This window comes from Mycobacterium sp. 852002-50816_SCH5313054-b (assembly GCF_001667185.1).
GTDB lineage: Bacteria > Actinomycetota > Actinomycetes > Mycobacteriales > Mycobacteriaceae > Mycobacterium.
On the sequence record NZ_LZIC01000044.1, the window covers coordinates 70609 to 91051 of the forward strand.

General features: G+C 68.0%; 22 protein-coding genes. 15 read left to right on the top strand and 7 right to left on the bottom strand.

From position 1 onward, the window contains the following. Window positions 1-14 precede the first annotated feature (14 nt). The 9 genes from fdh (at window position 15) to A5787_RS26500 (ending at window position 10394) form a co-directional block, all read left to right on the top strand. Window positions 15-3338, top strand: coding sequence for a formate dehydrogenase (gene fdh / locus A5787_RS09050; RefSeq protein WP_231993901.1), 3324 nt, complete (start codon window positions 15-17; stop codon window positions 3336-3338). Continuing rightward, a complete protein-coding gene (locus A5787_RS09055; protein WP_066964970.1) occupies window positions 3301-4272 on the top strand; it encodes a 4Fe-4S dicluster domain-containing protein in 972 nt (323 codons plus the stop codon). Before fdh ends, A5787_RS09055 begins: the two co-directional genes overlap by 38 nt. Next, window positions 4269-5354 (top strand): NrfD/PsrC family molybdoenzyme membrane anchor subunit, encoded by a 1086-nt coding sequence (gene nrfD, locus A5787_RS09060; RefSeq protein WP_066964871.1) that lies wholly within the window; start codon window positions 4269-4271, stop codon window positions 5352-5354. The genes A5787_RS09055 and nrfD overlap by 4 nt, the downstream gene beginning before the upstream one ends. 136 nt (window positions 5355-5490) lie before the next feature. Then, window positions 5491-6477, top strand: coding sequence for an LLM class F420-dependent oxidoreductase (locus tag A5787_RS09065; protein ID WP_066964874.1), 987 nt, complete (start codon window positions 5491-5493; stop codon window positions 6475-6477). Window positions 6478-6655: 178 nt separating this feature from the next. Further along, window positions 6656-7600 carry an SRPBCC family protein gene (locus A5787_RS09070; RefSeq protein ID WP_066964877.1) on the top strand — a complete coding sequence of 315 codons (945 nt, stop codon included), beginning with the start codon at window positions 6656-6658 and terminating at the stop codon, window positions 7598-7600. Beyond that, a complete protein-coding gene (locus tag A5787_RS09075; protein WP_066964882.1) occupies window positions 7597-8766 on the top strand; it encodes a zinc-dependent alcohol dehydrogenase in 1170 nt (389 codons plus the stop codon). Before A5787_RS09070 ends, A5787_RS09075 begins: the two co-directional genes overlap by 4 nt. Before the next feature lie 13 nt (window positions 8767-8779). Then, window positions 8780-9343, top strand: a complete 564-nt coding sequence (locus A5787_RS09080; RefSeq protein ID WP_066964885.1) for a type 1 glutamine amidotransferase domain-containing protein — start codon at window positions 8780-8782, stop codon at window positions 9341-9343. A gap of 89 nt (window positions 9344-9432) precedes the next feature. Then, window positions 9433-10122: a HemK2/MTQ2 family protein methyltransferase gene (locus A5787_RS09085; protein ID WP_066964888.1), complete on the top strand. Its 690-nt coding sequence runs from the start codon at window positions 9433-9435 to the stop codon at window positions 10120-10122. Beyond that, window positions 10119-10394 (top strand): CDGSH iron-sulfur domain-containing protein, encoded by a 276-nt coding sequence (locus A5787_RS26500; RefSeq protein WP_082977129.1) that lies wholly within the window; start codon window positions 10119-10121, stop codon window positions 10392-10394. The genes A5787_RS09085 and A5787_RS26500 overlap by 4 nt, the downstream gene beginning before the upstream one ends. Here the strand turns inward: A5787_RS26500 and A5787_RS09090 are convergent. From A5787_RS09090 to A5787_RS09115, 6 genes are read right to left on the bottom strand one after another with little or no spacing between them, the layout of a single operon-like run. Further along, a complete protein-coding gene (locus A5787_RS09090; RefSeq protein ID WP_066964891.1) occupies window positions 10336-11361 on the bottom strand; it encodes an iron-containing redox enzyme family protein in 1026 nt (341 codons plus the stop codon). The genes A5787_RS26500 and A5787_RS09090 overlap by 59 nt on opposite strands. Window positions 11362-11404: 43 nt before the next feature. Continuing rightward, the gene (locus tag A5787_RS09095; protein ID WP_066964893.1) at window positions 11405-13621 is read right to left on the bottom strand and encodes a SpoIIE family protein phosphatase; all 2217 of its coding nucleotides are present in this window, start codon (window positions 13619-13621) and stop codon (window positions 11405-11407) included. Then, the gene (locus tag A5787_RS09100) at window positions 13618-14190 is read right to left on the bottom strand and encodes a SpoIIE family protein phosphatase (RefSeq protein ID WP_082977130.1); all 573 of its coding nucleotides are present in this window, start codon (window positions 14188-14190) and stop codon (window positions 13618-13620) included. Before A5787_RS09100 ends, A5787_RS09095 begins: the two co-directional genes overlap by 4 nt. A gap of 46 nt (window positions 14191-14236) precedes the next feature. Beyond that, entirely contained in the window at window positions 14237-14647 is a 411-nt protein-coding gene (locus A5787_RS09105) for an ATP-binding protein (RefSeq protein WP_066964973.1), read from the bottom strand. Next, window positions 14637-15026, bottom strand: coding sequence for an STAS domain-containing protein (locus A5787_RS09110; RefSeq protein ID WP_066916656.1), 390 nt, complete (start codon window positions 15024-15026; stop codon window positions 14637-14639). The genes A5787_RS09105 and A5787_RS09110 overlap by 11 nt, the downstream gene beginning before the upstream one ends. Window positions 15027-15048: 22 nt before the next feature. After that, complete coding sequence (locus A5787_RS09115) at window positions 15049-15939, bottom strand: STAS domain-containing protein (protein WP_066964899.1); 891 nt, start codon at window positions 15937-15939, stop codon at window positions 15049-15051. 151 nt (window positions 15940-16090) lie between these two features. Between A5787_RS09115 and A5787_RS09120 the strand changes: the two genes are divergently transcribed. Then, window positions 16091-16459 (top strand): STAS domain-containing protein, encoded by a 369-nt coding sequence (locus A5787_RS09120; protein WP_231993910.1) that lies wholly within the window; start codon window positions 16091-16093, stop codon window positions 16457-16459. Window positions 16460-16520: 61 nt separating this feature from the next. Next, window positions 16521-17021, top strand: coding sequence for a DUF6328 family protein (locus A5787_RS09125; protein ID WP_066964902.1), 501 nt, complete (start codon window positions 16521-16523; stop codon window positions 17019-17021). Here the strand turns inward: A5787_RS09125 and A5787_RS09130 are convergent. Continuing rightward, window positions 16995-17699, bottom strand: coding sequence for an HAD family hydrolase (locus A5787_RS09130; protein ID WP_066964978.1), 705 nt, complete (start codon window positions 17697-17699; stop codon window positions 16995-16997). The genes A5787_RS09125 and A5787_RS09130 overlap by 27 nt on opposite strands. A 261-nt stretch (window positions 17700-17960) precedes the next feature. Here A5787_RS09130 and A5787_RS09135 point away from each other — a divergent pair, with 261 nt between their 5' ends. From A5787_RS09135 to A5787_RS09150, 4 genes are all read left to right on the top strand, one after another. Continuing rightward, a complete protein-coding gene (locus A5787_RS09135) occupies window positions 17961-18179 on the top strand; it encodes a hypothetical protein (protein WP_231993902.1) in 219 nt (72 codons plus the stop codon). A 53-nt stretch (window positions 18180-18232) separates the two neighbouring features. Then, complete coding sequence (locus tag A5787_RS09140) at window positions 18233-18505, top strand: hypothetical protein (protein WP_066964908.1); 273 nt, start codon at window positions 18233-18235, stop codon at window positions 18503-18505. 149 nt (window positions 18506-18654) lie between these two features. Continuing rightward, window positions 18655-18954, top strand: coding sequence for a DUF4193 domain-containing protein (locus A5787_RS09145; RefSeq protein WP_066964981.1), 300 nt, complete (start codon window positions 18655-18657; stop codon window positions 18952-18954). Window positions 18955-18988: 34 nt separating this feature from the next. Then, entirely contained in the window at window positions 18989-20398 is a 1410-nt protein-coding gene (locus tag A5787_RS09150) for a cytochrome P450 (RefSeq protein ID WP_156763838.1), read from the top strand. Window positions 20399-20443: the final 45 nt, after the last annotated feature.

Genomic DNA, 20443 nt, shown 5'->3' on the forward strand with positions numbered 1-20443 from the left:
CTAGGGTAAAAGCCATGGCTATGCGCAAGCTATTCCTGGAGTGGCCGGTCCTGCGTCAGCTGCGTTCGGCGGACAAGCTCGGCCGCGGGTCGGCGGTGACCTCGAAGCACACCCGCGCCGTCACGCCGCGCACGACGACGGCCGACCGCGTGGTGCAGAGCATCTGTCCCTATTGCGCGGTCGGTTGCGGGCAGCGCGTGTACGTCAAGGACGATCGGGTGGTCCAGATCGAGGGCGACCCAGACTCGCCGATCTCGCGAGGCCGCTTGTGCCCCAAGGGCGCTGCCAGCGAACAGCTGGTGAACTCGCCGGGCCGGCAGCTGCACGTGCTGTACCGCGCGCCGCGCGCTACCGAATGGCAGCCCCTCGAGCTGGACACCGCGATGGACATGATCGCCGACCGCTTCGTCGAGTCCCGCCGCCACACCTGGCAGGACATCGACAAGAAGGGCAACCTGTTGCGCCGCACCATGGGCATCGCGGCGCTCGGCGGTGCGACCCTGGACAACGAAGAGAACTACCTCATCAAAAAGCTCTTCACCGCCGCGGGCGCCATCCAGATCGAGAACCAAGCTCGCATTTGACACTCCGCCACGGTTCCCGGTCTGGGAGCCTCGTTCGGGCGCGGTGGCGCCACCCAAACGCTGCAAGACATGGCCAACGCCGACTGCATCGTCATCCAGGGCTCCAACATGGCCGAGTGCCACCCGGTCGGTTTCCAGTGGGTCGAGGAGGCCCGGTCGCGCGGCGCCCGGGTGATCCACGTCGACCCGCGCTTCACCCGGACCTCGGCGGTGTCGGACAAGCACATCCCGATCCGGGCCGGCTCCGACGTGGTCCTGCTCGGCGCGCTGATCAACCACGTCCTCACCAACGACCTGTGGTTCAAGGAATATGTCGTCGCCTACACGAACGCCGCGACGCTGATCAACGAAAAGTTCAGGGACACCGAGGATCTGGGTGGCCTGTTCTCCGGGTTCGACCCCGAAACCGGGCAGTATGACACCTCGACGTGGGCGTATGACGAGCAGGGCAACGGCCAGATCGAGTCCCCGGGTGGCGGCCACACGCACGGCGCCACCGCCGCGCAGAGCGCCGCGGGTGACGAGCAGGGCAGCGGCGGTCCACCGCTTCAGCATGCGCGGGTCAAGCGCGACGAAACCCTGCAGCACCCGCGGACCGTATTCCAGATCCTCAAGCGCCACTACGCCCGCTACACCCCGGAGATGGTCACCGACGTCTGCGGCATCAGCCGCGCGGATTTCGATTACCTGGCCCGCTCCATCGTGGAGAACTCCGGACGCGAGCGCACCACCTGCTTCGCCTATGCCGTCGGGTGGACGCAGCACACCCTGGGGGCCCAATTCATCCGCACCGCAACCATTTTGCAGCTGCTGCTGGGCAACGTGGGCCGCCCGGGCGGCGGCATCATGGCGCTGCGCGGCCACGCGACCATCCAGGGTTCCACCGACATTCCGACCTTGTTCAACCTGCTGCCCGGCTACCTCCCGATGCCCAAGGCGGGCATGCACGACACCCTGGCCGACTACCTCGACGCGGTCGGGTCGAAGAAGCAGAAGGGCTTCTGGGCCAACGCCGACGCCTACACCGTCAGCCTGCTCAAGGCGTGGTGGGGCGACGCGGCCGTCAAGGACAACGACTGGGCCTACGACTACCTGCCGCGGCTCTCGGGCCCGCACGGCACCTACCAGACCGTGATGGGCATGCTGGCCGACGAGGTGGAGGGTTACTTCCTGCTCGGCCAGAACCCCGCGGTCGGTTCGGCGCACGGCCGCTTGCAGCGCCTCGGCATGTCCCACCTCAAGTGGCTGGTGGTCCGCGACCTCAACCTCATCGAGTCGGCCACCTGGTGGAAGGACGGGCCGGAGATCGCGTCGGGCGAACTGCAAACCGAGGAGATCGAGACCGAGGTGTTCTTCCTGCCGGCGGCCAGCCACGTGGAGAAGGCGGGCTCCTTCACCCAGACCCAGCGGCTGGTGCAGTGGCGGCACAAGGCCGTCGAGCCGCCGGGCCACTGCCAGAGCGAACTGCAGTTCTTTCACGAGCTCGGCAAGCGGATCCGGCAGCGGCTGGCCGGCTCCACCGACGGGCGTGACCGGCCGCTGCTGGACCTGACGTGGGACTACCCCACCGACGAGCACGGCGAGCCGGACGGGGAAGCCGTGCTGGCCGAGATCAACGGATATCAGGTCGGCGAACGCGAGCCGCTTTCGTCCTACACCGAGCTGCGCACCGACGGGTCGACAGCCGCCGGATGCTGGATCTACACCGGGGTGTACGCGAACGCCACCAACCAGGCCGCGCGCCGCGTCCCACACGGCGGTGAGTCGCCGAGCCAGCAGGAGTGGGGCTGGGCGTGGCCGGCCGACCGGCGGATCCTCTACAACCGTGCCTCCGCCGACCCGGACGGCAAGCCCTGGAGCGAGCGCAAGCGGTACGTCTGGTGGGACTCGGACCGGCAACGCTGGGTCGGATACGACGTGCCCGACTTCGTGGCCGACCGGGCGCCGGGCAGCCGGCCCGATCCCGACCTCGGCGGCCCCGACGCCCTGGCCGGCGACGACCCGTTCATCATGCAGGCCGATGGCAAGGGTTGGCTGTTCGCGCCGAAGGGCGTGGTCGACGGGCCGCTGCCCACGCACTACGAACCGCAAGAATCACCCGTCGCGAACCCGCTGTATCGCCAACAGCGCAACCCGGCACGAATCATCTTCCCGCGCAAGGATAATCTGAGCGCCCCCAGCGCCGGGGAGCCCGGGGCCGATGTCTATCCGTACGTGTTCACCACCTACCGGCTCACCGAGCATCACACCGCCGGCGGGATGAGCCGGTGGCTGCCCTACCTGTCGGAGCTGCAACCGGAGATGTTCTGCGAGGTGTCCCCGGAGCTGGCCGCCGAGCGCGGCCTCGAGCCCTACGGGTGGGCCACCATCGTCTCGCCCCGCGCGGCGATCGAAGCCCGGGTGCTGGTCACCAAACGCGTTGCGCCGCTGGTCATCAACGGCCACACGGTGCATCAGATCGGGTTGCCCTACCACTGGGGCGTGGGCAGTGACGCGGTGGTCAGCGGCGACGCGGCCAACGACCTGCTCGGCGTGACGCTGGACCCCAACGTCCAGATCCAGGAGTCCAAGGCCGGGTCGTGCGACATCCGCCCGGGGCGCCGGCCGCGGGGCGCGGAACTGCTGCGCCTGATCGCCGAATACCAATCCCGCGCCGGCGCCACCACCGAAACCGGGAACGCACGAGTCAGCGACGGCGTAGGGGAAGGGGGAACCGATGGGTCAGCTGAGCGGGCCGACCGACCCGACGAGTGACGCCGGTTGGTCAGAGCCCAAGCCGCGCAAGGGATTCTTCACCGACACCTCGATCTGCATCGGCTGCAAGGCGTGCGAGGTGGCGTGCAAGGAATGGAACCGCAACCCGCAGGACGGCGAGCTCGAACTGCTGGGCTCCTCCTACGACAACACCGGCTCGCTGGGCGCGAGCACGTGGCGGCATGTTGCCTTCATCGAGCAGGGCCGCGACCGCATCCAGGAGGCGCGCGAATCCGGGCGTGCCCTCATCGAGTTGGGGATGCCCCCGATCCCCGGGGCCGCGCGGCGCCCGGACATCACGCCCCCGGGCACCCCGGAGTTCCGCTGGCTGATGTCGTCGGACGTGTGCAAGCACTGCACGCACGCCGGCTGCCTCGACGTCTGCCCGACGGGGGCATTGTTCCGCACCGAGTTCGGCACCGTCGTCGTGCAGGATGACGTCTGCAACGGCTGCGGCACCTGCGTGGCCGGGTGCCCGTTCGGTGTGGTCGAGCGCCGCAACGACGGCACCTACACCACGCCGGCGCAACGGCCCGGCCGCCCGGCCGAGCAGCCCGTCAGCGGAGTGGCCCAGAAGTGCACCCTCTGCTACGACCGCCTGGTCGAGGACCAGATACCGGCGTGCGCCAAGACGTGCCCCACGACCTCGATCAAGTTCGGCGAACTCGACGACCTGGTGGTCACGGCCCGCGAACGGGTCGCCCAGCTGCACGCGCAGGGGCTCACCGAGGCACGGCTCTACGGCGCCAACGAGCACGACGGCGTCGGCGGCACCGGGTCGATCTTTTTGCTGCTCGACGAACCGGAGGTCTACGGCCTGCCGCCCGATCCGCGGGTGTGCACGGCGGACCTGATGACCATGTTCAAGCGCGCCGGCGTGGCCGCGGCCGGCATGGTCGGTGCGGCCGTCTGGGCTTTCTGGAGGGGCCGGTGAGCACTTCGGAGTTCGACAGCTTCCGTCCGCCGGAGCCCGAGGGCGGCAAGCGCCGCAAGGGTCGGCGCGCGAGCCGTCGGGGTGGCGGGGACGGTTCCCGCGAGATGCCCATGGTCCCCGACGCCGAGTTCACCTCCTATTACGGACGGCCGGTGGTCAAGCCCGCGCCCTGGGGACACGAGGTGGCGGCGTATCTGTTCCTGGGCGGGGTCGCCGGTGGGTCCGGTCTGCTGGCGGCCGGTGCCCAGCTCACCGGGCGAAACACACTGCGGCGCAACACAAGGCTGTCCGCTCTGATCGCGGTGATGGTGGGCGCCGCCGCGCTGGTCAAGGATCTGGGCCGGCCCGAGCGGTTCGTCTACATGCTGCGCACGGTCAAACTGACCTCGCCGATGAGCATCGGTTCGTGGATTCTCAGCCTCTTCAGTGCCGGCATCGGGATTGCGGCGGTCGCCGAGGTCGACCGGATGACCGGCGAGCGAATCCCGTTGGGGCCATTGCGGCCCGTGCTGCGCGCCGTGGAGGGACCAGCGGGATTGGAGGCCGCCGTGTTCGCGGCACCGCTGGCGGTCTACACCGCGGTGCTGCTCACCGACACCGCGACCCCGACCTGGAACGCCGCTTACAAAGACCTGCCGTTCGTGTTCGTCAGTTCGGCGAGCCTGGCCGCATCGGGGCTGGCGATGATCACCACCCCGGTTTCCGAGGCCGGCCCCGCCCGCACGCTGGCCGTCATCGGTGCGATCGGTGACCTGATCTCCGCCCGGTTCACCGAGTACCGGATGGACCCGGTGACCAGGGAACCGCTGCACCGGGGGCGGCCCGGCCGGCTGCTGTCGTGGAGCGAACGGCTCGCCGCCGCAGGCGGTTTGGGCGCCCTGCTCGGCGGGCGACACCGCGGTGTCGCCGCCGTGTCCGGCCTGACGTTGCTGGCGGCGTCGGCGATGCTGAGGTTCGGTTTCTTCGAGGCGGGCCTGGAGTCGGCCCGCGACCCCCGCTACACGATCGAGCCGCAGAAGCGCAGGCTGGCGGCCCGCCGGGCGGCCGGGGTCAGCGGGGACTCCATTACCACCGCGGACTGATCCAACTCCACCCTGGAATCGCCGCGAGCGTAACCACACTGCGATTTTTGGTCGTATTTCTCGCACTGCGGTTACGCTCGCGGGTTAAGCCGCCCTCGCGCGGTTTGCGCCCCGTGGACCGGGGTACGTATAGGGCATGACGAATTTTGGCTACACTCTGATGACTGAGCAGAGTGGACCCAAAGACCTTGTGCGCCACGCTGTCTCGGCGGAAGAGCGCGGCTTCGACTTCGAGGTCTGCAGCGACCACTTCTCGCCCTGGCTGACGTCGCAGGGGCATGCGCCCAACGCCTGGGCGGTGCTGGGTGCGGTGGCGCACGCCACCGAGCGGGTCGACCTGTACACCTACGTGACCTGCCCGACGATGCGATATCACCCCGCGATCGTCGCCCAGCAGGCCGCCACCGTGCAGATCCTGTCCGACGGCCGGTTCACCCTCGGCCTGGGCAGCGGGGAGAACCTCAATGAACACGTGGTCGGCAGGGGTTGGCCGACCGTCGAGCGCCGGCAGGACATGCTGCGGGAAGCCATCAAGATCATCCGCGAGCTGTTCGGCGGCCAGCTGGTGAACTGGCGCGGCGAGTACTTCCAGGTGGATTCGGCTCGGCTGTGGGACGTGCCGGACGTTCCGGTCGCCATCGGGGTGGCGATGTCCGGGGCGAAGGGCGTCGACAAGTTCGCCAAGCTGGCCGAACACCTGATCGCCGTGGAGCCCGACGGGGAACTCGTCCGCGAGTGGCACGCCGCTCGCCAGGCCGCGAACCTCGCCGGAGGCGGGCGGGTGGTCGGCCAGATTCCGGTGTCCTGGGATCCCGACCGCGATGCCGCCGTCAAGCGCGCGCACGACCAGTTCCGCTGGTTCGGCGGCGGCTGGAAGGTCAACGCCGACCTGCCCACCCCGGCGGGTTTCGCGGGCGCGACTCAATTCGTGCGGCCCGAGGACGTCGCCGATTCCATCCCGTGCGGCCCCGACTTGGACGCGATCGTCGACGCCGTCCGGCCGTACTGGGAGGCGGGGTTCACCGACATCGCGCTCGTCCAGATCGGGGGCGAGACGCAGGACCTTTTCCTCGCCGAAGCCGCGCAGCCTTTGCTCGATGCGCTACGCGACGCGTCCGGTTGATGACAAGTTTGGGCCGTTCCTGCAGGGGTATCCGACTGCCATCGTGGGCATCGGGCTACCACCGGCAGTTTGACGTACCAACAGAGTCTTAGGGCCCGGACGGGCGGATGGCCTGCAAATGCGCTGCACAGCAGCCGTCTTGAGCCAGCCCGTGTTCGGCGCGGCAAGGGAGTCGACGATGAATGATCAATCCGGCAACACCACAGTGCCATTGGTGAAGGTACTGGCCGGTGCCAGCTTCGGGCTGGGTCTCGCCGAGTTGGTGGCCCCCAGGAAGGTTGCTGCTGTCGCGGGCGTGGACGACGCGCGCATGTCCCGCCGGGTCATCCGCGCGCTGGGGGCGCGTGAATGCGGCCATGGAGCCGCGCTGTTGGGCGGTTCCGACAAGCTCGTCTGGACGCGGGTGGCGGGCGACATCTTGGACGTGACGCTGCTGTTGGCCGGGGTGGCCGCCCGCGGCCGCGGTCGCCGGCGCCAGGGTGCCATTGCCGCCGCCGTCCTCGGCGGCATCGGCGCGGTGGACCTCTACGCGGCATTGCGCGCCTCACGCGATGGCGGCGCCCGGCACGCCAACGGCGCGCGTCACCGGACCCTGCGCGCCGCGGTCACCGTCCGGCGATCGCCCGAGGACGTTTACCAGTTCTGGCGCGACCTGGAGAACCTGCCCAGCTTCATGCATCACCTGCGGTCGGTCACCTCCCGCGCCGACGGTAGTTCCCACTGGGTCGCCAACGCGCCGGTCGGCCGGCCGGTGCAATGGGACGCTCAGCTCACCGAAGACCAGCCCAACAGGCGGATCGCCTGGCAGTCCCTGCCCGGCTCGGCGATCCAGCACGGGGGCAGCGTCGAATTCACGCCCGCGAGCGACGGCGACGGGACCGAGGTTCGTGTCCGGATCGGCTACCAGATGCCGGGCGGTGTCGTCGGCAAGGCCGCCGCGACCCTGTTCGGCGAGTCGCCCGACCAACAGGTCAACGACGACCTCCGGCGTTTCAAGCAAATCCTGGAGACGGGCCAGGTGTTGCGGTCGGACGGCTCCCCGGAAGGCACCGCCGCGGCCCGCCAGCTGCATCAGCAGCCCGCCCAGCCGAACGGGCACATCAGCAAAGGAGCCACGGTATGAGAGCCACCGTCTGGGCGGGACGCAACAGCGTTGAGGTGCAATCGGTTCCGGACCCGAAGATCCTGAACGATCGCGACGCCATCGTCCGCGTCACCTCCACGGCGATCTGCGGTTCGGACCTGCACCTCTACGACGGCTACATCCCGACCGTCAAGCGCGGGGACGTGCTGGGCCACGAGTTCATGGGCGAGGTCGTCGAGGTCGGCAAGGCGGTGAACAACCTCGCCGTCGGCGACCGGGTGGTGGTGCCGTTCCCGATCGCGTGCGGGGCGTGCTCGGCCTGCGAACGCGACCTGTACTCGCTGTGCGAGAACTCCAACCCGAACGCCGGCATCGCGGAGAAGTTCTTGGGCCACTCCCCGGCGGGACTGTTCGGCTATTCGCACATGCTCGGTGGATTCGCCGGTGGCCAAGCCGAATACGCGCGCGTGCCGTTCGCCGACGTGGGGCCGCTCAAGGTAGACGAGGACCTCACCGACGATCAGGTGTTGTTCTTGTCGGACATCTTGCCGACCGGATACATGGGTGCGGAGATGTGCGACATCCAACCGGGCCAGATCGTCGCGGTTTGGGGAGCCGGGCCGGTCGGGCTGTTCGCGATCATGAGCGCGTTCTTGCTTGGGGCCGCCAAAGTCATTGCCATCGACCGGGTGCCGTATCGTCTGGCGTTGGCCGAAAAGATCGGTGCGACACCGGTCAACTTCTCCGAAACGCCGGTACTCGCAGAGCTTCAGGACATCACCGCCGGGCGGGGGCCGGACCACTGCATCGACGCGGCCGGCATGGAGGCACGCAACGGGTCCCCGCCGGTGGACGCCTACGATCGCGTCAAGCAGGCGATGCGCCTGGAAACCGAACGCCCGCACGCACTTCGGGAAGCGGCGATGAGCTGCCGCAACGGCGGCACCATCTCGGTCGTCGGGGTCTACGGCGGGCTGATGGACAAGTTTCCCATCGGCGCGATCATGAATCGGTCGCTCACCATCAAGACCGGCCAATGCCACGTGCAGCGCTACATGCGCCCGCTGCTGGAGCGGATCCGCCGCGGTGAGATCGACCCAACCGTGATCATCACCCACCATCTGGGCCTCGACGAGGCGCCGCACGGCTACGAGATCTTCAAAAACAAGCAGGACGGCTGCACCAAAGTCGTCCTCCATCCGTGAAGGAGGTACGGCGATGTCAAATGAGTTGCAAGGGACGAAAGTTGCGATCCTGGCGGCAGACGGCGTGGAGAAGGTAGAGCTCGAGCAGCCGCGCGCGGCCGTCGAAGAGGCCGGCGGCAGGGTCGAGGTGCTGTCGCTGAAGGCCGGCGAAATCCAGGCGCGCAACCACGATCTCGAGCCGGCGGGGACTTTCGCGGTCGACCGCGCGGTGTCGGACGCGTCGGTGGACGAGTTCGACGGCCTCGTGCTCCCGGGCGGCACGGTGAACCCGGACAAGCTGCGCGTCGACAAGGCCGCGGTCTCGTTCGTGCGTGACTTCGTCGTCTCCGGAAAGCCCGTCGCCGCGATCTGTCACGGGCCGTGGACGCTGGTGGAGGCGGGTGTGGCCGTGGGTCGGACGCTGACGTCCTACCCCAGCATCCGCACCGACCTGCGCAACGCGGGCGCGCATGTGGTCGACGAAGAGGTTGCGGTCGACGGCAATTTGATCACCAGTCGCTCACCGTCGGACCTCCCGGCGTTTTGCGAGACGCTCATCAAGCAACTCGCCAACACCGCAGCGAAGCCAAGTATCTAGACCGTTTTAACCCACCAGTTTGCGGGCATTACACAGGCCAGAGCCGTGATTGCCGCGGCGATCTTCAACGGCTGACCGAAAGGCCCACATTGACCACCACCTATCCAGAGCCCGCCATTTCGGTTGCGCACAACGTGTATCAGCCGCAAGAAGATTCCCGGTTGCTGGTCGACGCGATGCACCATTCCGCGCTGATTCCGGGACGACGGGTGCTCGATCTTTGCACGGGAAGCGGATTCGTCGCGATCGCCGCGGCCGAAATGGGTTGTGCCAGCGTCACGGCGTTCGACATCTGCCCGCACGCGGTGCGTTGCTGCGGGGACAATGCAGCGCTGGCGGGCGTCGAGGTGGATGTCCGTGAGGGATCGTTGCTGGACGCGGTCGACCGCGCGCCGTTCGACGTGGTGGTGGCCAATCCGCCTTATGTCCCAACCCCTCCCGGCGATGACTCCGGATCGATCTGCGCCGGCGCCGGCCCGTCGCTGGCCTGGAACGCCGGCGCCGACGGGCGCCTGATCTTGGATCCGTTGTGCGAGGTGGTGCCTAAGCTGCTGTGCGACGGTGGGTCGCTGCTGCTGGTGCACTCCGCGATCGCCGGGGTCAAGCAATCGCTGGATCGCCTGAAGTGGGCGGGTATGGAGGGTGAAGTCATTGCCTCCAAGTGGATCCCGTTCGGCCCCGTCATGTCGGCGCGGGCGCAGTGGTTGGAGGACACCGGCCGGATCCCCCGCGGCCGCCGTGAGGAGGAACTCGTCGTGATCCGGGCGGACAAGCCATGACGACCACGCGGGTACAGGTGGTCAAGGGCGGACCCGTGTTGGTGTCCGGACCGGTGCGCATCGAGATGCCCGACGGCAACGTTGTCGAGTCCGACCGGTTCATGGTGGCGATCTGCACCTGTCGGCGCAGCGACGCGTATCCGTTGTGCGACACGAGCCATCGGCGCTGCCGTGGCACCGGGAAACGGTCAGGACCGAACGGCTCCCGTACGACTATGGCCAATCCAGAGGCCGTCGCAACGACGTCTGACCCCGCTGCCACGACTCCATAAGCTGGTCCGCCAAGCGGTTTTCGACCGCGGCGTGCGCCCGAATTCCGAAGACGACATCGGCGTCCAGATGCGGTTCCCGGGCGACGAGATCGCCGACGACGTCGATGCGCACCACCTGTTCGTGCACCGCGTCGGCTTCTACGTGCTCGCTGTAGAACCCGATGCACGCCGTCGGCGCCCCCATGCGCTGCAGGGCCTGCACCATCCGTCGGGATCCCGGCGGCGAGGTGATCTCCGTCGAGGCGAAGTGCCCGACCGCGGCGCCCCGCAGCGAGCGGTGCAGCCCGAACAGTGACATTAGGTTGACCACCGCCAACGACTCGGCGGGGACGGCGTCGAGGTAGCCGAGGTACGTCGAATCCAGCTCGGCGGCCACCAACAGGTCGGCAAAGAGTTGCTGGTGCAGCCGCGGCCCCCGACCGGCGCCGTATTCGTCGAACTCGACGGCCACGAACGCGGCCTTGGCGGTCCCCATCAGCCGCGGAATCGCGAACGCGTGCGGATCGCCCTCTTTCAGGTGATACAGCGACCGGTGTGCGAAGTACTCACGCATCTGCTCCCAGGTTCCCGTGTCGCGCAGGTAATACGACGGCCCGGTGCCGTCGGTGGGCTCGATGGAGATCTCCTCCATCTCGGCCGCTGCCGTGCGCCCGGGCTCGGTGGGGCCGACATCGCGTCGCACGCCGGCCAAAAACACGCGTTCCAGTTCGGCGCGCAACTGCAGCAGCGCGGGGTTCCACTCCCAGGCGGGGTCGACGCCCGCGAAACCCCGGTAATGCAGCTCGTAGCACATGCACAGCGCCAGCTGGAGATCCAGGCCATAGGGATCAGAGTCCCGGACGGACGCACCGATGCGTGTGAGGTGGTCGTGTGAGGGCGGCCCGACCAGCGCATGCCGGACGGCGGTCGACAGCGGTCCGTGTGCCGCCGGCAGGGCGGGTTCCACCGGGATTGATGTGCGGGTCACGCCGGTGACTACCCGTGAATCGGGCCAGGCAAACGGTGGCCCGTCACCGCCCCGCTTCGGGAACGCGGAAGGTGATGTCGACGGTGGTGCCCGTGGGGCTGCTCTGGAGTTCCAGCGCCTCACTGAGCGCGCGCATCAACACCAGCCCGCGCCCGCCTTGTCCGGGGTCGGCGGTCGGTGTTTTCCAGGAACCGTCGTCGATGATCCTGGTTCGGACCCGGCCGGCGGCGACTTCGGCTTCGAGCAGCATGGTCCCGATGCGGTGCCCGCGGTAGGCATGCTCGACGCAGTTGGTGCACGCCTCGTTGACGACCAGCACGATGTCGGCCGTCACCGCTTCCGGGACATTGGCGGTGCGCAGCCAGGCGGCCAGGCGATGCCGGACGTTGGCCAATTGCCCGGCAAAGGCCTCGCTTTCGATCCGGAGCTGGGTCGGCAGATGCCGATAGATCACCATCGCGACGTCGTCGTCATACCCCGGCGCCGGGGCCAGCGCACCGACCACCGCCTCCGGGACTTCTTCCAGTGGAAGCTTGGCGGTGCCGAGCAAAACATCTGCGGCGCGGGCGATTCCGATGTCGATCGACTCGTGTTTGCGCTCGACCAGCCCGTCCGTGTATAGCATCAGTGTGGAGCCGGGTGGTAGCGCCCGGGAGGCCTGCGGTCGCGGCTCCTGCCGGCGCACAGCGAGCGGCACCGACGCGGCATCGGTCAACACGGTGGTGCTCGCTGGCGGCGGGCCCGCGATCATCGCGGGCATGTGGCCGGCGTTGCTGTATTCCAGCACACCCGTCTCGGTGTCCAGGATCGCCAGAAAAACCGTGGTGCAGTAGGCATTCGGGATGAGCGAGGCCGCCAAGTCGAGTTGCTCGAGCAACAGCGCCGGCTGGGCGCCGTTGATCAACAGCGCGCGGGCCGAGCTGCGCAGCTGGCCCATGGTCGCGGCCGCCGGCAGGCCTCGTCCGACGCAGTCGCCGACGACGATGCCGATGCGGTTGTCGCCGATGGGCAGCACGTCGTACCAGTCGCCCCCGATCTCCAACGGCGGCACCGCGGGTTCGTAGCACACCGCGAAGCCGGGAGGGGTCTGCACCGTCGGCAGCATGGCGCGCTGCAGGGTCAGCGACGTTTCGCGGGCACTCTCGAATTGGCGCACGTGCTGCATGGCCAGGCTGAGATGGCCGATGAGGACCGTGACCAGCAGCCGATCCTCCGCGCTGACCCAGCGCGGGGAACGAAGCTCCAGCCACAGCGCGAGGTCTCCGGTGTTGGACAGCACCGCGACCAATCCCTGTGCCTTGCCTGGATTGTCGGGCCGATCGACGGTCTTGGCGGTCAGCGGCAGCTGGTTTCGAGCGTCCTGGAAAGTGCTGCGCAGCCAGGGATCTATTCCGCGCCAGGATGTTTCGGACGGGTCACCCGCCACTTGGACCTCCGGTTCGCCGCCGCCGCTGGGCCACGAGACGGCGATCACGCGTTGGACGTCGATCGCCGCCCTACACTCGTCGAGTGTGATCGACAGCAACTCGGCCACGCTCTTGGCGACCGCCACGGCCGTGGCCAGCCGCAGGACCGCGCTCTCCCGTGCGGCAAATGCGCGCTCCGCGGTGACGTCTCGGATCGTTCCCACGTAGACGTCTCGATCGCTGCCCGCCTCCGTGACCGCGTTGATGCTGACCATCACCCAGGCCAGGTGGCCATCCCGATGCCGGATCGGGGTTTCGTACTCGGCGCTGCCGTTGCTGCGGACCAGGGATTGTTGTTCGCGGGCGGTCTTCTTGTCGACCAGCCACGGGTGGGGCCACCGGTAGGGCAGGCCCGCCGCGGGATAGCCCAGGATCTCGATGAGGGCGCTGTTCATCTCGACCACGGAGCCTTCGTTGTCGGCGACGAAGAAGCCCTCCTGCAGCGAATTCACCAGGGCGGTGCGGAATTTGTCGCGATCGGCCAGGCCCTCGGCGCGGGCCCGCTCCCGCGCGTAGAGCTTGGTGCCGTCGAGGAATCCCCGGGTTGCCACGTCGAGCGGCGCCAACGTCTGCAACAGGAACTCCAGAGCGACGGGCGCGGCGATGCGCGCGTCGTCGACCAAGTCGAAGACCAGTTGGACATGGTGCTCGATGATTTCGAGCATGCTGACTTGCTCTTGTAGCGCGCGGCGTCCGAGCTCATGGCCCACGGCCAGGCTGTCCTCGTCGCGCGCGTCGAGGTAGGCGCGCAGGGCGGCGGCGTATTTGGCGTGAAAGTCGTGGTTGGCGCTCATGTTGAGGTCCCCCGGTGACGCGCGGTCAGCACCATGGCATCGTCGGTTTCCTTGGCGTGCTTACCGAGAAGTTCTTCGGCGATAACCACGGCGTGAGCTGCAAAGTCGATGTGCTCCAAATAGTCTTCGGCGATGCCGTCGGTGCTGATCACCAACAGGTCGCCCGGGCGGATCGAAAGCGACTGGGCGGGACGGATTTCCGGTATGCGGTAGCCGACGATCCCCGCGGTGAGGCGCGCGCTGGACCGGACCGCGGTGCCGGTCGGGGCCTTGGCCACGAGATCGGCGGTGACGTTGCCGACCCCGGTCCACGTCAGCGTGTTCGTCGCAAAGTCCACTCGCGCCAAGGTCATTGCGACGCCCCGGGTCCCGCCCAGGATGCGATGGCAGAGCTGGACCAGGACCTCGAGCCGCTCGGAACTTGCGCGCTTGACCGCGTCGACGGCGCGCAGCGCGGCGGCCGCCGCTTCGGGGCCATGACCAAGCCCGTCCACCAAGCCGAACAGGGCGGCCTGGCCGCCCAGATCGACCGCGATGCCCTGGTCGCCGGACATGAACTCGCTGGGCATCGGGCGACCCGCCCTTGCCCATTCGATCGGCCCGAAGCGGCCGTTCTCATGCACGGGCGGGCACCCACTTCCACATCTCGATGACGGTCCCGTGGCCCAGCGTCGAATCGATGACCAACCGGTCCATCAGCCGCCGCGCGCCGGGCAAGCCCAGCCCCAGTCCGCGACCGGTCGAATACCCATCCTCCAGCGCTCGCTCGATGTCGGCGATGCCGGGCCCGTCGTCCTCGGCGCGCACCACCAGGGCCTTGCGGCCGTCCCGGTCGGTCACCCAGAGATGAACGGTGCCCCGGCCCGCGTAGCTGGTGATGTTGCGCGCGACTTCGGAGATTGCCGTGGCGACCATGGTGACGTCGGTCAGCGAGAAGCCGAGGTCGAGGGCGAGCTCATGCCCGGCTCTGCGGGCGGCGACGATGTCGTCGGAGTTTTTGATGTCGACGACAACGTCAGCCGCCACCATCGCGCCCGATCGTCGATTTCCCCAGTCCCAGTTGCCGGTTCAGCAGGGCGAGGCCCTCCTCGAGGTCCAGCGCGGTGTTCATGTCGTCGAACGCCAGCCCGAGTTGGACCATCGCGAAGGCAACCTCCGGCTGCAGGCCCACGATGACGGTGTCCGCACCGCGCAGCCGGGTCATGTGCGCGATGGTTCGCAGCGACCGCGCGGCGAACGAGTCCATCACGTCGATGGCGGTGACGTCGACGATGATGCCCTGCGCGCGAAACCTGCTGACCCGCTCCATGAGGTCGAGCCGCAGCCGTTCGGTCTCGGAGTCGGTCAGGGCGGACTGCACCGTTGCGATCAGGATCGCGCCCTGTTTCAGGATGGGGACTGGCATGGGGTGCTCGGGCTAATGGTGTCTACGTGGTCTCGCCGGTGCGGGTGACTTCGTAGCCGAGCAGGCGCTCAGCTTCTTCGATACCGCCCTGCAGGTCGCCGACGGCGTTCATCTTGGACAGGTCCAGCCCGATCGTCACCAGCGTCAGCGCGATTTCCGAGGACAGGCCGGTGATAATCACGCTCGCACCCATCAGGCCCGATGCGTCGACGGTCTGCACCAGGTGGTTGGCCACCGTGGAGTCGATCGTGGGCACACCGGTGATGTCGATGACGACGACCTTCGCACGGTTGGCCCGGATGGCTCTCAGCAGCTGTTCGGTGACCTGGCGGGCGCGCTGACTGTCCAGCACGCCGATGATCGGCAAGATCAGCAGCTGCTCGCGCACCTGCAGCACTGGAGTCGACAGCTCGCGGATCGCTTCCTGCTGCTGGCGGATGATGCGCTCGCGTTCCTGCACGAAGCTGACGCCCACCGTGTTGGCGATGCGGTTGGCCGCCGGCTCGTACGCGTCGAGCACGCGATTGAGCATCTCGAAGTCGGTCTGGTACTTCTCGAACAGCGAGCGGGCCAGCACGTCGCGCAGCAGCAAGACGATGCCGAGCACCTCGTCTGTCTCCACGCCCCGGGGGATGATGCGTTCCGACAGGTCGCGCGCGTAGGCCTGGAGGGCCTCGACGCTACCGGTCTCGAGCACCTCGACGTAGTTGTCGTAGACGGCGGTGGCCTCGGAGAAGAGCTCCTCGGGGGTCATCGCGGTGAGCAATTGCGCCTCGGTGATCCTGCGGGCCCATTCCTCCCGCAAGACGGTGCGGTTCTGGCGCAGGTGCTGGACCAGCTGGGGCAGCAGGCCCTCGCTGACCGTCTGCGCGGCGGTGGTGGTGCTCGCGAAATCCGACGACGAATCTGACATCTGGCCTCCCGTTGCCCCGTCGCGCTCAGCAGTGCCTATGGGGAGACTAGTCTGGGTTATCGCGCCGCAAGTGTCGAGGGCATATTCTTCTCGCAGTTCGCACGGCAGGTTACGCTTGCACCACACTTACGCCCGGGACAAAGGATCGCCATTGTCAGCTCCTGATTCGATTACTACGCTGGTTACCGACCACGATGGTGTGTCAGTGGTCAGCGTCAGCGGCGAAATCGATCTGGTCACCGCCCCGGCGCTCGAACAAGCCATCGGCGCGGTGCTCGCGGACGGCCCGACGGCACTGGTCATCGACCTTTCCGCGGTCGAGTTCCTCGGCTCGGTGGGCTTGAAGATCCTTGCGGCGACCTACGAAAAGCTCGGTAAATCCACCGAGTTCGGTGTGATCGCGCGGGGACCGGCGACCAGGAGACCGATACACCTGACCGGTCTGGACAAAACCTTTCCGCTGTACCCGACGCTGGACGACGCGTTGACCGCCGTCCGGGACGGCAACCTCAACCGCTGAAGATCAGGCGGCCGCGAGCCTTTCCTGTTGCTTCGCGGCCGCTGCTGCGAGGATCACCACCATGGACGTCGATCACCCCGAGGACGACCAGCAGTGGGATCGCCATGAGCGCGGCGAGACGGAAATTGAACGGCTGGACCGCAATTGGACCAGCCTGCTGCAGGAGCTGCGCGTGGTGCAGACCGGGGTCCAGCTCCTCACCGGCTTCCTGTTGACGCTGCCGTTCCAGCAGCGCTTCAGCGTCCTGAACGACCAGATGCGGTTCGTATACCTGGGGACGGTCGCCTGTTCGGTGGGTGCCACGGTGCTGCTGGTCGCCCCGGTCGGCATTCACCGGCTGCTGTTCCGGCGGCACCGCCTGCAAGTCCTGGTGTCGGCCGCACACCGGTGCGCCTACGCCGGGCTGGCCCTGCTCGGCACGGCCCTGACGGGTGTGACGGTGATCGTTTTCGCCTCGGTGGCCGGAAACCGGGCGGCGTTGATAGCGGGAGTCTGTGCGCTGGCGCTGTTTACGTTCTTTTGGTGGGTATTGCCGCTACTGCTTCGAACCCGCGGTATGTAGCTCGGCGATGCGGGTGAACCCCAAATGATCGAGGAGGTCCTGCGGATCCGCAAAAATCGGTGACGCGCCCGCCGCCTCCAATTCGGCGCTGGAGATGCCGCCGCTCAACACCCCGATGCACGGCAATCCCGCGGCCCCCGCGGCCTGCGCGTCCCACACGGCGTCGCCGACGAACACCGCGTGGTCGGCGTCCACGCCGGCCCGGTCCAGCGCGACCTGCACGATGCCGGGCTCGGGTTTGGCGGTGTCGACATCCTGCGACGACGTCGTTTCGGCGATGACGTCGTCGCAGTCGAGCGCTTTGAGCAGCGCCTTGAGTTCGTCGTCGGGGGCCGAGCTGGCCAGCACTACTTGCAGTCCGAGGCCGGCGACGTGCCGCAGCACCTCGCGGGCGCCGGGCAGCGGTGCCAACAGGGGTAGGAGGTCGCGGTAGTACCGGCTGTGGCCATCGCTGAGCCGCTCCTGCACATCGTCCGGCGCGTCACCGGACAGGGTCCGCACCAACTTGGAGCCGTCCATGCCGATGCAACGGTGAATCTTCCACGCGGCGACCGGCATTTTTTCATCGTCGAAGGCGCGCTGCCAGGCATAGACGTGCAGATAGTTGGAATCGACCAGAGTTCCGTCGACGTCGAACAGGACGGCGGGGGTGCCCCGGCCGGGCTTCGCGGTTGTCATGTGCGCGGCATACCCGCGCCGGGGCGGGTCGACACCGGCGGATTTGGCCCCGTCGGTCGACGGGTGGGCGACCATGAGACCGCAGCCGACGGCCGAATCCCGAAATCGTTGAACTGTCGTACCGCGCGAATCGTTTTGATACACAAGATCTCTTACGAGGAGTGAAGTTGAATACCCACAACAGAGACCCGGTTTGATCACGCACGTACGTCCCGTCAGCACGCCGGCGAAACGTTCATCTACGGGCCCCACGCCCCTGGTGTGGCCGGGGCGGCGGCCGCCGTCGTCGCTCTGGTAATCGGCTTGTGCGCCTTCGGTACTCAGCACCTGGCGGCCGGTTCGACCGCGGTAATCGTGGCCGCACTGCTGGGTACCGTGGCGGCGGTCTGGATGCTGCGTAGCCACCGTGAGGTCCGCGCCGCCGAGCTGCGTTGGCACGCCGGGAATTCCGACAGACCCGCGCCCCCGCCGGCCAGCTGACCGGCGGCGAGCCAAGAGGTTTAATTTTCGGCCTGACCGGGTAAAACGTCGGAATGCTCGACACGTCTGACACGCTGCACGCCGGAATCGATTTCGGCGTCCCCGGCCGGGTGGCTGCGGCGCTGTGGGCGCTGGGCGTCCTGGCCGGCGTGCTGGCGCTGCTGACCGGGCACGCCGGGTTGGCCATCGCGGGGCTGGTATTGGCCGTCGCGGCGCCATGGGTGGGGCTGGCCTGGGTGTCGCATAGCCGCCGCCGGCCCGTCGGATCCGCGTGGGCCGCCGGTTCAGCGCCGCTGCTCAGCGGGCCGATCCGCCTGCGCAGCTGAACCAAGCGAGGCCGAAAGGCGTCTATTGTCATGCCCGCAAATTTTTTGGCCTGGATTAGGTGTGGCGTACGCGCGATTGGGGTATCGACTGAGCCACGGGTAAGTACAGGCAAGTGCGGCAACCCGTTGTTCAGCAGGAAGGAACGCCCATGGCGACCGCAAGCGATTATGACGCACGCCGCGTAGCCGATGTCGAGACCCAGGACCCGTCCGCGCTCCGCGAGCTGGCCACTCTGCCCGCCTCGTCCACCACGGTTGTCGACGAGGACCCCAACGACGTGCTCTTCTTCGAGTTGCCGGGTGCGGACCTGTCGAGTGAAGAGCTGTCGGTAACGGTGATTCCCCAGCGGGCCGACGAGTTCACTTGCTCGAGCTGCTTTTTAGTGCAACACCGCAGCCGGATGCGCAAGTCGGGCTCGGGACTTCCGGTCTGCGCCGACTGCGCCTGACACCGGGGCCGGGGCCGGGGACCGGCCACGCACCTTGACCAACCCGAGGCACCGTGTTTCTGTCGTCAACGTGGCAGCCTCCGCGATCCGTCCGGACGGTAAGCCGGATGCCTTGAGCCCGCCGCCGGGCCTGCCCGCTCCGCGCGCGCTTCGCTCGGCTTTCGCCGCTGTGTACGCGGTCGCCTACCTCGTCGGCGGCGAGCGCCGGATGCTGCGACTGATCCGTCGATACGGGCCGATCATGACGATGCCCATTCTGAGCCTGGGCAATGTCGCGATCGTGTCCGACCCGGAACTGGTCAAGCAGGTGTTCACCGCGCCGGCGGACGTGCTGCTCGGCGGCGAGGGTGTGGGTCCGGCGGCGGCAATCTACGGGTCGGGATCGATGTTCGTGCAGGAGGAGCCCGAACATCTGCGGCGGCGGAAACTGCTGACGCCCCCGCTGCATGGCGCCGCGCTGAGCAGTTACGTGCCGATCATGGAGAACTGCGCCCGCGCGGCGTTGCACGGCTGGCCCGTCGAGCGCCCGTTCGAGATGCTGAAGGCGGCGCGGGCGCTGACCCTGGACGTGATCGTCAGGGTGATCTTCGGAGTCGACGATCCCGACGAGGTTCGGCGACTGGGGCGGCCCTTCGAGGGTCTCCTGAACCTCGGTGTCTCAGAGCAATTGACCCTCCGCTATGCGCTGCGCCATCTCGGTGCGTTGCGGGTATGGCCGCGGCGCGCACGAGCCAACCGGGAGATCGACGACGTCGTCATGCCGCTCATCGCGCGGCGGCGAAACGACCCGCACCTCGGCGAGCAGCTCGACATCCTCGCGTTGCTGATGTGCGCCCGCGGCGAAGATGGAGAGCGGTTGTCCGACAGCGAGATTCGCGACGACCTGATCACCCTGATGCTGGCGGGGCACGAAACCACCGCTACCACGCTGGCGTGGGTCTTCGACCTGCTGTTGCATCACCCCGAGGCGCTACGACGCGTGCAAGCCGAAGCGCTGAGTGGGGAGGAGGCTTTCACCACCGCGGTGATCCACGAGACGCTGCGGGTCCGGCCGCCCGCCCCGTTCACGGCTCGCGTTGCCGCGCAACCGTTTCCGGTCGGCGGCTACCTCGTCGCCGCCGGCACGCGCATCGTTGTTCACATCATCGCGATCAACCGCAACCCGGCCACGTACGAGCACCCGAACGAGTTCCGGCCGGAGCGGTTCCTGGGCAGCCGGCCCGAAACCTATGCGTGGGTGCCGTTCGGCGGTGGGGTGAAACGCTGTCTGGGTGCGGCGTTCTCGCTGCGGGAGTTGATCACCGTGCTGCACACGCTGCTGCGCGAGGGAGAGTTCAGCGCCGTCGACGACGAGCCCGAGAGGATCGTGCGGCGCTCCATCATGCTGGCGCCGCGCTACGGCACCCGGGTGCGGCTGCGCCCGATCCAGGCGGGCACGCGCTAGCGGTGCGCCGTCCCCTTTTGCGCCTGCGCCGGATTGTCGCACCCA